Below are 9858 nucleotides of genomic sequence, written 5' to 3' on the forward strand. Positions count from 1 at the left end.
AACCTCATGATCAACGCGATCAGGGGGTGGGGGTGGGGGTGAGGGTGGTTAGGCGTTGGGTGGCTCTGGTGAGGGCCACGTAGAGGTCGCTGCGGCCTCGGGGGGACTCCGCGATGATGCGGTCGGGGTCGACCACGATCACCGAGTCGAATTCGAGGCCCTTGGCCTCGGCGACGGTCAGCACCACCACCCGGCTCTCCAGCTCCGGTTGCTCACCGACGGCCGCCTCGGGCAGGGCCGCCGTCAACGCGGTACCGAGATCATCGACCCGGCCGGCCGGGACGATCACCCCGAGCCGTCCGTCGGTCAGCCCGGCCGCCTCGGTCGTGGCGACCGCCACCAGCTCCGCGGCGAGCGACTCCGCCGGCACCGCGCGCTGCTGCGGCGGACAGCCACTGGAGCGTACGGCGCGTGGTGGACGCAGGGCCGGATCGATCTCGGCCAGGACGTCCGCGGCGACCTCCATGATCTCGGCGGGAGTGCGGTAGCTGACGGTCAGCTCGGTCAGCCGCCACCGGTCCGCCACGTACGGCGCCAGCGCCTCCGCCCACGACGGCGTGCCGGCCAGCGCCCCGGTCTGCGCCACGTCACCCACGATCGTCATCGAACGGCTCGGGCAGCGGCGCATCAGCAGCCGCCAGGCCATCGGGGACAACTCCTGTGCCTCGTCGACGATGACGTGCCCGAACGCCCAGCCACGGTCGGCCGCCGCGCGCTGGGCGGTGGTGAGCCGGTCCGCCTCCTCCTGCCGTTCCAGCAGCCGGTCGGCGTCCAGCAGGTCGGTCACGCCGAGGATCTCGCCGCCCTCGGCCTCGTCCTCCACGTCGATCGAGCGCGAACCCCGGGCGATCTCCAGCACGCCCTCCGCGTACTCGCGTTGCAGGGCACGGATCCGGTCCCGGCGGGCGGCGGCGGCCCGGTCGTCCTCACCGAGCAGCTCCGCCGCCTCGTCCAGCAGGGGCACGTCCGCAGGTGTCCAGCCGCCCGGCTCGCGGTGCAACGCGGCCCGCTCCCCGTCGCTGAGCATGGGGGCGGCGGCGTCGATGCGCTCGGGCGCGGCGAACAAATCGGCGAGCAGCCGTTGCGGCGTGAGCACCGGCCACAGCTCGTCCAGGGTGGCCCGGACCTCCGGCTCCTCGCGCAGCTCGCGGCGGATCTCGGCGCGGTCGGCCTCTTCGAGCAGGTTCTCCCCGCCCAGCGGGTCGGCACCGATGCGTTCGGCCACCTGGTCGGCCAGCGCGTGAATGACCTCGATGTCGAAGACGGCGCGGGCCAGGTTGTGCGGCCGGCCGCTGCGCCGGGCCCGGTCGCGCGCCGCGTGCACGGTGGCCGGGTCGAGGACCAGGACCTCCCGCTGCGGCAGTTCGATCTCCAACGGCTCGTCGGGCACCCGCTGTCGATCGCGTACGGCGTTGGCCAGCACCTCGACCATGGTCAGACGGCCCTTCAGGGCGGCCGTGGTGGCGGGCTCGGCCCGGTGGGCGCTGACCCCCGGGAAGAGATCGCCCTGGGTGCGCAGCAGCACGCCGGTCTCGGCCAGCGCGGGCAGCACCTGCGAGATGTAGCGCAGGAACGTCACGTTCGGGCCGACCAGCAGCACGCCCCTCGTCGACAGTTCCCGGCGGTGGGTGTAGAGCAGGTACGCGGCCCGGTGCAGCGCCACCGCGGTCTTGCCGGTGCCCGGCCCGCCCTGCACCACCATCACGCCCGGCAGGTCGGCCCGGATGATCCGGTCCTGCTCGGCCTGGATGGTCTCCACGATGTCGCGCATCCGGCCGGTCCGACCGGCGTTGAGCGCGGCCAGCAGGGACGCCTCACCGGTCAGCTCCTCGTGGGCGGTGGGGGAGGCGGTGGCCAGGTCGAGCACCTCGTCGTTGAGGCCGACCACCTTGCGTTGCCGGGTGCGCAGGTGCCGACGTCGCCGGATGCCCTGCGGGTTGGCGGCGGTGGCGAGGTAGAAGGCGCGGGCGGCCGGCGCACGCCAGTCCATCAGCAGCGGCTCGTAGTCACCTTCGGTGTCGAAGATGCCGATCCGACCGATGTAGTGGCGCTTGTCGCTGTCGGTGTCCAGCCGACCGAAGCAGAGGCCGTTCTCCACCGCCGAGAACTGCTCGACCTGGTCGGCGTACATGCGTACCGAACTGTCGCGCTGTGAGCGGGCCTGCAACGTGCCGCCGGTGGACCGCAGCTGCTCGGTCAGCCGGGTCGATGCCTGGTCACGCAGGTCGTCGAGGCGCTGGTAGAGCATCGAGACGTACTCCTGCTCGCGGCCGATTTCGTCGTCGGACGGCGAACCGCCGGAGTGCCTTGACAATCCGTCTCCCGATTAGCTAGAATTCGCGTTCAGGACGGCTTTCACAAGCCGTTCTTTTTTGTGCCTGAACTGCCAAAGATAGCGCGTGCCGACGGTCAACGGCGCTCGGTGCAGACCTCGTCCGAGCGGGCGACGGTGTCGGTGGACCAGGCGACCGCGACCGTGAAGCAGTAGTCGAGGCTGCGGTTGAGGCCGTAGACGACGAAGCTGTCGCTGCCGGCCGGCAGATCCGCGAAGGGGTTCTGCGGCTGGCCGTTCCGACCGCCCGAGACGATCACCGGTCCCTCCGCCCCGGCCGGGTACGTCCACCGCAACGTGACACTGTCCCGGTTGTCGCGCAACGACAGCCCGGTCGGCGCGGCACCGGGGGAGGCGGGGGGAACGCCGGTGGCGGTGGCTGCCGGAGGTGCCGCGCCGCTCGGGTCACCGCTCGCCGCCGGTGGTGCCGGATCGCCGCCGCCGACCCGGGACACCCCGGCGATGACCGCCGCGGCCCCGAGCAGCACCACGAGGACTCCGGCCGCGACGATAAGCACCAGCCGGTTCGGCCGGGCGGCCGGCGCCGGTACGGCGGTACGGCGGACCGGCACCGGCAGCAGGCGCGATGGTGGCCCGGGGCGTTCCGGCTCGACCCGGCGCAGCCGGTACACCCCGGGCGCCTGCGGCGTGCCGGTCAACCCGACCACGTTCGGCGGTACGGCGCCGCCGGCCGGTGGTGGCACCTCGGGATACGGGTTCGGAGCGGGTGGCTCGGCCGCCGGCCCGGCCCACCAGTCCTCGGGCGGCCCGGCCGGGCCGTCGACCGGCTGCCGTGGCGTGGGCACCGGTGATGGGGCGCCTGCCGCCGACGGACCGGCCGGCGGGTACCCCTGGCTCGGGTGGTAGCCCTCTGCCGGATGCTCCTCCCGGTCGCCGTGATGTGCCGACGGCCACGGTTGATCGTCCTCCGCCGGCGTGGCCGACCAGGGTGCTTCGGGCTCGCCCGCGGACTGCGCCGCCCGGTGCGTCGTCGGTTCGTCAGGGGTCCAGGCCGGCTCGTCCGGTGCCTGTTCCGCCGAGGTCGCCGTCCACGCGGGAGGCCAGGTGTCGTTCGGCGGGGGTGCTGTCGAGGCGGAGTCGCCGTCGTCGGGCAGGCGCGGATGCGGCCAGGTCGGCGCGGGTGGGCTGTCGTCGGTCGACGGGGTTCGCGCGGACGGCACGACCGGCTCCTCCGCGCTGACCGGCGGGTTGTCGGCGCAGACGTGGTCCGGGTTGGCCGCCGACCGGGCCAGCGCCGCCACCTGGGTGGCCAGCGGATCGTCCGCGGGGAGGTGCTGGCGGGCCAGTTCGCGGGCCAGGGCCAGGTTGTCCTGCGCCTCGGCGAACTGACCGCAGTCGCGCTGCATCGAGCCGAGCCGGGCCAGCATCTTGATCCCGCTCGGATGCCCGTCGCCGTACACCTCACGGTGCAGTTCCCACGCGTCCTGGAGCCGGTCGCGGGCGACCTGGCACTGGCCCCGGGCGTACTCCACGGTGGCCAGATCGGCGTGGACGGCGAGCACCCGCAGCGACTCCGGTCCGTCCGACGCGGTCAGCTCGATGATCACTTCCTGGTACAGCCGCGCCGCCCGCGACCAGCTGCCCACCCGGTGCAGCACCGCCGCCAGGGTGGCCGCGGTGGCCACCGTACGCGGATCGGAGCGCCCGTACAGGCGGGTGCTGGCGGCGTACGCGTAGGCGGCCCAGCCCCGCGCCGAGTGCGGTTCGCCGAGCGCGACAAGCACCCGCGCGTGCAGGCTGGCCGCGTCGGCCAACTCGGACGTGGCGTTGGCCGGGCGCGGGTCGGCGCCGGTCAGCGCGTCGGCGAGCAGCCGTTGGGCGCCGGCGAGATCGCCGGCGGAGACCAGGTCGTGCGCCTGATCAGTCAGTTCACCGAAGCCGGAGGGCACGCCCCATCGTGCTCATTCGACGACGTTTAGTACAAGACCCGCGCCGGAGTGGTTCGGTCAGGATCCGGTCACGCTCGCCTCAGGCGTTCGGCCAACACCTCGCTGATCCGGCGTAACTGCTCCACCTGCGCCGGGCTGAGGGCGTCGAACAGGTGCTGGCGTACCCCCTCGACGTGGCCGGGCGCGGCGGCGGCCAGCTTCGCGAACCCCTCGTCGGTGAGGTGGGCGATCTGGCCCCGCCGGTCGGTGGGGCAGTCCTTGCGACGCACCCAGCCGGCCGCCTCCAGGCGGGCCACCGCGTGGGAGAGGCGGCTGCGCGAGGAGCCGCTGGATTCGGCCAGCTCGCTCATCCGCAGGCGGCGTTCGGGTGCCTCGGAGAGCCGTACCAGGATCTCGTAGTAGGCGTGCGGCATGCCGGCGTCGCGTTGCAGCTCGCGGTCGAGCGTGTCCATGAGCGCCCGGGAGGCGGTCAGGAACGCCCGCCAGGTGCGCTGTTCGTCCGGGTCCAGCCAGCGGGTCATGACCAGCATCATAGCTCAGTAGTTGAACTCTCAACTAAACCGGGCTAGCCTTGGCGCATGGGAATCCATCGCCTCAACCACGCCGTCCTCTACGTCAGCGACCTCGACCGCAGCGTCGCGTTCTACCGCGACGTGCTGGGCTTCCGCCGGGTACCGATGACCCCGGAGGGCTTCCGGGGTGCCGCCTTCCTCCAGGCGCCCGGCTCCACCAACGACCACGACCTCGGCCTGTTCGAGATCGGCGCGGGCGCCGGCCGCTCGACCGCCGGCCGGGCCACCGTCGGCCTCTACCACCTGGCCTGGGAGGTGGACACCCTCGACGAGCTGGCCACCACCGCCCGGCGGTTGACCGCGGCGGGTGCGCTCGTCGGCACCTCCGACCACGGCACCACCAAGAGCCTCTACGGTCAGGACCCGGACGGGCTGGAGTTCGAGGTGGTCTGGCTGGTCCCCGCCGACCAGCTCGACGACGTCGCCCTCGCCGCCCGGACCAGGATCGGGCGCCTCGACCTGAGCGCCGAGATCCAGCGCTACGGCGGGGACACCCGAGGTGGCGTCGGCATCTCCGTCCCGGTGTGACACGCCGTCCCAGGCGGGCCGGCGTCACCGGTTGCGGTAGAACGGCAGGATGCCGACCGAAGCCGTAGGGCACGCACCGTTCCTCCGCCACCTGGACCGGTGGGTGCCGGCCGCGCTGCGCCGCGCTCGCCGGGCCACCGTCGCCCTCGCGTACGACGGCAGCGACCCGAACCTGGCCGAGCAGACCGTACGCCTGGCCGGTGAGCACGCCGCCCGACTGCGCGGCTGCCGGCTCACCGTCCTGGTGCTCGCCGAGGGCACCGAGGAACTGCCGGCCCGGCTCGGTGCCGCCGAGGCCGGACTGCCGACCGAGGTCGCCGTACATCTGATGCCCGGCCCGCCCGCCCGGTTGCCGGTGGCCCTGCGGGCGGCGGGTGCCGCGGGCGCCCCGGTGCTGTCCTACCTGGAGGCGGCCGACCCGGTGGCGCTGACCGCCGCCGCGGCCGGTCGCGCCGCCGAGGCCGTCGTGGTCGCCGAGGCGGCGACCCCCCTGCGGGCGGCGCTTGTCGACGCCGGGTTCGCACTGGTCACCGAGGTCGAGCTGGTCGACGCCGACCGGCGGATCGGCTTCGGCACCGGATCGGACCGCAGCCTGGAGGAGCTGAAGGAGATCCTGTGGGCGAGCGGCTCGCGGTTCCGCGACCCGTACGGCGAGCCGTTGTCGCCCGCCGCGCGGGTGGAGCCGGCGCCGTTGGGCCGGGCTCTGCTGGAGGAACTGGCCCGGGTCGGTCCGCGTACGGTCACCGAGCTGCGCCGGTACGCGGTGACGGAGACCGCCTACCGGGCGGTGGACGCGGTGCGGGCGCTGTCCGACCTGCTCGACACCGGCCGGGTGACCCGGACCCCGCAGGACGGTCGGCTCGGCGGGGACGTGCTTGTCACACCCGTTCGGTCAGGCGCTTGACCACAAGCGAGAAGCCGGTGGCGATCACCCCGATGCTGAACACCATCTGTGCGCAGACCAGCACCCGGGCGAGCTGTCCGTGGGCGTGCACGTCGCCGTAGCCGATGGTGGTCAGGGTGGACAGCGCGAAGTACAACGCGTCGACGCGGGTCTCCAGATTGACGAACTGCGCCGGCGCGACCCTGGCGATCACATAGTCGGCGAGCGCGAAGGCGAGCAGACCGGCCAACAGCGCGAGGACCAGATGTGTCATCGGGGGTGCCGCCCGCGCCCGTGCGGCCGCGACGATCTGACGGCGTACCTGGCCGGTGACCAGCCAGGCCACCACGCCGAGAATCAGCAGGGTGAGAACGATACGCAGGCCGAGCCGGGTCGGGTCGGGATCGGACTCCACCGGTACCAGGAAGTAGGTCACGAAGAGCAGCACACAGGCCAGCGAGGCCCGCCGACGCGCCAACCGATGGTCCGATTTACATTTCATGTGGAGATTGTCCGGCCCGGCGGTGCACGGTCGTGGCGACCCGCCCGGGTCAGCGCAAACCGGTGGGGCGGTGGCCGGGAACGGCGCCGGCCGGCCCGGCGCGGCCGGGCACGGTCTGCTCAGACGTGCCCCGGAAACAGTGCCGGGGCGCCGGGGATGCCGGCGCCCCGCTGAACGTGGGGGATCTCAGGACTTGTCCTGCTTCCAGTGCAGCGGCCCCGGCAGGTCGACGCGGTGTGCCCGGGCCCGGGAGTTCCAGGACCAGCGACCGAGCTTGATGCTCCAGGACGAGAAGCCGTTCTGCGTGAAGTGCAGGATCAGCGGCCCGAACTTCTTGCGCTTACGCAACATCACACCCATTGTGGGCTCCTTTCGAGACTTCCCGAACGGGCAGGAACATGCCCGGAACCTCGATTCGCGAAACCAGATCGCCGTGTGGCGGCGATTGACTGATGTTGTTCCGGCCCGCGTGCCCTACTGAAGGTCCACTGGGGGCGATGTCGTACCCGACACCGGGTGGTCAGCGGGGTTCCCAGGCGTCCGGCAGGGTGGTCAGGCGGCGGACGTGGGCGGGCAGTCGGCCGTCGACCAGGTCGGCAAGGCTCACCTCGTCGACCACCCGGCGCAGTGCGGCGCGGACCGCGACCCAGAACTGCGGCAGGTGGGCGGCGACCCCTTCGTACTGTGTCTCCTCCGGACGCATCCCGCGTACGCCGGCCAACGGCCCTTCCGCCGCCCGCAGCACCGCGCCGACGGTCACCTCGCGGGGTGGTCGGGCCAGGGCGTAGCCGCCCTCCGCGCCACGCTGGGCCCGGACGATGCCGGCCCGACGCAGGTCGGCCAGGACCGCCTCCAGGAACTTGCGGGGCATGTCCTGCTCCGCGGAGATGGCCTGGGTGGACAGCAGCGACGGGTACGCGGCGGCGAGGCTCAGTGTCGCCCGTACCGCGTAGTCGCCACGCGCGGAGATCTGCACCCCGCCATCATGCCCAATGCGCGGCGGCCGGGGCCGCACCGGCTGTCGCAACCACCCTGCCGGACCGTCCGGTGGCGCGTCACCCGCGCGGGGCTGTCACATCCGACGGGCGTCGAGGCGCGCGTCGACGGGTGGGCGCGGGCGCACCATCGGTGCCGGCGCGGGCCGCTCGCGGGCGGCCCGGAACGCACCCGGGCTCATGCCGACCTCGCGGGTGAAGAATCGGCCGAAGTTCGTCGGTTCGGAGAAGCCGAGCTGCCGGCCGATCCGGGCGATCGGCTCGTCGGTGGCCGCCAGCAACCGGCTGGCCTGGAGCGCGACCCGCTCGTCCACCACCTGCTTGGCGCTGCGCCCGGTGATCGCCAGGCAGGCCCGGGTGAGGGTACGCACCGAGCAGCCCAGTCGGTCGGCGTAGTCCTCGACCCGACGGGTGGCCTGGTAACCCCGCTCCACCTCGCGGCACAGCCGCCGGAAGGTCTCCTCCTCCGGGCGCGACGGTCGCCCCGCACCGGACGGCAGCATGCTCAACCGCAGCAGCAGCACGCTCAGTTGATGACGCAGCAGGCTGCGGGCGGCGTGGGTGTCGCGGTGCCGGCTGGCGTCCACGGTCAGCTGACTGACCTCGTTGATGATCGCGTCCTCGTCCTCGCCGGCGAGCTGGACCCAGTTGGGCACGTGGTCGGCGTCGACGTCGAGCCCGTGCAGCGCCTCCGGATGCCAACGGACCACCGTGGCGTCCAACTGGGGCAGCGCACAGCGCAGCACCTGGCCGGGACGGATCCGCAGCAGGGTGCCGGGCCGGCAGGGCAGGGCACGGAAATCCACCTCTGCGAGCCCGTGACCACTCGTGGTCAGCACGATCAACTCACGGTCCAGCAGCACCGGTCGTCGCCACCCGGAGTCGGGTGCGAGGTCACCGAGTGTGATCGTGTCGATCTCGACCGGGCTGGCGGCAGCATCGGGCGGTGCCGTGGCGAGGTGACCGGAAGGGACCATCACCTGCGACGTTAGCCCGAGCCCGGCCCGTCCGCATCCCTCGCCACCCCGGTATCGCGGGTCGTCGGCACCGGTGCACGGGCTCCCGGACCGGCGGGGTTGTTCCCGGCACGGCAGAAGATTAGGTTACTGATCGGTAGTGACCTGGTCGCCGTGATGCCCGGAGCGGTAGGTGACGGCGGCCCCGACACCGGCTGCCCCAGGCCGGACACCGCAAGGGGATGGCATGAAGGATCTGTTCTCCGTCGACGGCAAGACCGTCCTGGTCACCGGCGGCTCGCGGGGCATCGGCCTGATGATCGCCCGAGGTTTCGTCGCCGCCGGGGCGCACGTCATCATCTCGTCCCGCAAGGCCGAGGTCTGCGAGGCGGTGGCCAAGGAACTGGCCGCGCACGGCCGCTGCGAGGCGATCCCCGCCGACCTGGGCCGGGACGAGGGCGCGCAGCACCTGGCCGCGGCCGTCCAGGACCGGGTCGACAAACTGGACGTACTCGTCAACAACGCCGGCGCCACCTGGGGCGCACCGTTGGAGAGCTACCCGGAGAGCGCGTTCGACAAGCTGTGGGCGGTCAATGTGAAGTCCGTCTTCCGGCTGACCACCGCATTGCTGCCGGCGCTGCGCGCGGCGGCCGGCCCGGACGACCCGGCGCGCGTGATCAACATCGGTTCGATCGACGGCATCCGGGTGCCGATGATGGAGGTGTACGCGTACTCGGCCACCAAGGCGGCGGTGCACATGCTGACCCGCAGCCTGGCCCACCAGCTGGCCGGCGAGCAGATCACCGTCAACGCCATCGCCCCCGGACCGTTCGAGAGCAAGATGATGGCGTTCGCGCTCGACGACCCCGGTTCCCGGTCCGCCATCGAGGCCCAGGTCCCGCTCGGCCGGATCGGCCGCCCCGAGGACATGGCCGGCACCGCGATCTACCTCGCCTCCCGCGCCGGTGCCTACCTCACCGGCGCAGTCATCCCCGTAGACGGCGGCCTAACCACCCACGGCTGACCCACCCCACCCCACCGCCGCGTTCCCGCCCCGCCCGCGCCCCGCCCCGCCCGCGCCCCGCCCCGCCCGCGCCCCGCCCTGCCCGCGCCCCGCCCCGTCGCGTCGATCATGCAGTTGTGGCACCTGCCTTAACGGACTTGTACACAGTTATCAGGT

10 protein-coding genes are annotated in these 9858 nt (G+C 72.8%); 3 read left to right on the plus strand and 7 right to left on the minus strand.

Features of this window, described 5'->3' with window-relative positions; translation table 11 throughout:
- Window positions 1-19: 19 nt before the first annotated feature.
- The 3 genes from AB0I71_RS24265 to AB0I71_RS24275 all read right to left on the minus strand — a co-directional run bounded on the left by AB0I71_RS24265 (window position 20) and on the right by AB0I71_RS24275 (window position 4772).
- Entirely contained in the window at window positions 20-2248 is a 2229-nt protein-coding gene (locus tag AB0I71_RS24265) for an AAA family ATPase (protein WP_357588286.1), read from the minus strand.
- A 161-nt stretch (window positions 2249-2409) separates the two neighbouring features.
- Complete coding sequence (locus AB0I71_RS24270) at window positions 2410-4242, minus strand: tetratricopeptide repeat protein (protein ID WP_357588260.1); 1833 nt, start codon at window positions 4240-4242, stop codon at window positions 2410-2412.
- Between the two features lie 68 nt (window positions 4243-4310).
- Entirely contained in the window at window positions 4311-4772 is a 462-nt protein-coding gene (locus AB0I71_RS24275) for a MarR family transcriptional regulator (protein ID WP_357588288.1), read from the minus strand.
- A gap of 48 nt (window positions 4773-4820) precedes the next feature.
- Between AB0I71_RS24275 and AB0I71_RS24280 the strand changes: the two genes are divergently transcribed.
- Together AB0I71_RS24280 and AB0I71_RS24285 are read left to right on the plus strand one after the other, a co-directional pair.
- Window positions 4821-5342: a VOC family protein gene (locus AB0I71_RS24280; RefSeq protein WP_357588262.1), complete on the plus strand. Its 522-nt coding sequence runs from the start codon at window positions 4821-4823 to the stop codon at window positions 5340-5342.
- Between the two features lie 49 nt (window positions 5343-5391).
- The gene (locus AB0I71_RS24285) at window positions 5392-6246 is read left to right on the plus strand and encodes a hypothetical protein (RefSeq protein ID WP_357588264.1); all 855 of its coding nucleotides are present in this window, start codon (window positions 5392-5394) and stop codon (window positions 6244-6246) included.
- On the opposite strand, the gene AB0I71_RS24290 is transcribed toward AB0I71_RS24285, so the two are convergent.
- From AB0I71_RS24290 to AB0I71_RS24305, 4 genes are all read right to left on the minus strand, one after another.
- The gene (locus AB0I71_RS24290) at window positions 6221-6727 is read right to left on the minus strand and encodes a potassium channel family protein (RefSeq protein WP_357588266.1); all 507 of its coding nucleotides are present in this window, start codon (window positions 6725-6727) and stop codon (window positions 6221-6223) included. The genes AB0I71_RS24285 and AB0I71_RS24290 overlap by 26 nt on opposite strands.
- 186 nt (window positions 6728-6913) lie before the next feature.
- The gene (locus AB0I71_RS24295) at window positions 6914-7087 is read right to left on the minus strand and encodes a DUF4236 domain-containing protein (RefSeq protein ID WP_099846875.1); all 174 of its coding nucleotides are present in this window, start codon (window positions 7085-7087) and stop codon (window positions 6914-6916) included.
- A 160-nt stretch (window positions 7088-7247) separates the two neighbouring features.
- Complete coding sequence (locus tag AB0I71_RS24300; RefSeq protein WP_357588269.1) at window positions 7248-7703, minus strand: Rrf2 family transcriptional regulator; 456 nt, start codon at window positions 7701-7703, stop codon at window positions 7248-7250.
- Window positions 7704-7799: 96 nt separating this feature from the next.
- Window positions 7800-8699 (minus strand): AraC family transcriptional regulator, encoded by a 900-nt coding sequence (locus AB0I71_RS24305; protein WP_357588271.1) that lies wholly within the window; start codon window positions 8697-8699, stop codon window positions 7800-7802.
- Between the two features lie 226 nt (window positions 8700-8925).
- Here AB0I71_RS24305 and AB0I71_RS24310 point away from each other — a divergent pair, with 226 nt between their 5' ends.
- Window positions 8926-9702 (plus strand): glucose 1-dehydrogenase, encoded by a 777-nt coding sequence (locus tag AB0I71_RS24310; protein WP_357588273.1) that lies wholly within the window; start codon window positions 8926-8928, stop codon window positions 9700-9702.
- The last annotated feature ends 156 nt before the right edge of the window (window positions 9703-9858 follow it).

This window comes from Micromonospora sp. NPDC049891, assembly GCF_040660295.1.
Classification (GTDB): Bacteria; Actinomycetota; Actinomycetes; order Mycobacteriales; family Micromonosporaceae; genus Micromonospora.

Bases quoted from the DNA above. Each gene is read 5' to 3' on its own strand.
- AB0I71_RS24290 (WP_357588266.1), bottom strand. From the start codon at position 6,727: ATGAAATGTAAATCGGACCATCGGTTGGCGCGTCGGCGGGCCTCGCTG.
- AB0I71_RS24285 (WP_357588264.1), top strand. From the start codon at position 5,392: ATGCCGACCGAAGCCGTAGGGCACGCACCGTTCCTCCGCCACCTGGAC.
- AB0I71_RS24310 (WP_357588273.1), top strand. From the start codon at position 8,926: ATGAAGGATCTGTTCTCCGTCGACGGCAAGACCGTCCTGGTCACCGGC.
- AB0I71_RS24295 (WP_099846875.1), bottom strand. From the start codon at position 7,087: ATGGGTGTGATGTTGCGTAAGCGCAAGAAGTTCGGGCCGCTGATCCTG.
- AB0I71_RS24280 (WP_357588262.1), top strand. From the start codon at position 4,821: ATGGGAATCCATCGCCTCAACCACGCCGTCCTCTACGTCAGCGACCTC.
- AB0I71_RS24275 (WP_357588288.1), bottom strand. From the start codon at position 4,772: ATGCTGGTCATGACCCGCTGGCTGGACCCGGACGAACAGCGCACCTGG.
- AB0I71_RS24265 (WP_357588286.1), bottom strand. From the start codon at position 2,248: ATGCTCTACCAGCGCCTCGACGACCTGCGTGACCAGGCATCGACCCGG.
- AB0I71_RS24305 (WP_357588271.1), bottom strand. From the start codon at position 8,699: ATGGTCCCTTCCGGTCACCTCGCCACGGCACCGCCCGATGCTGCCGCC.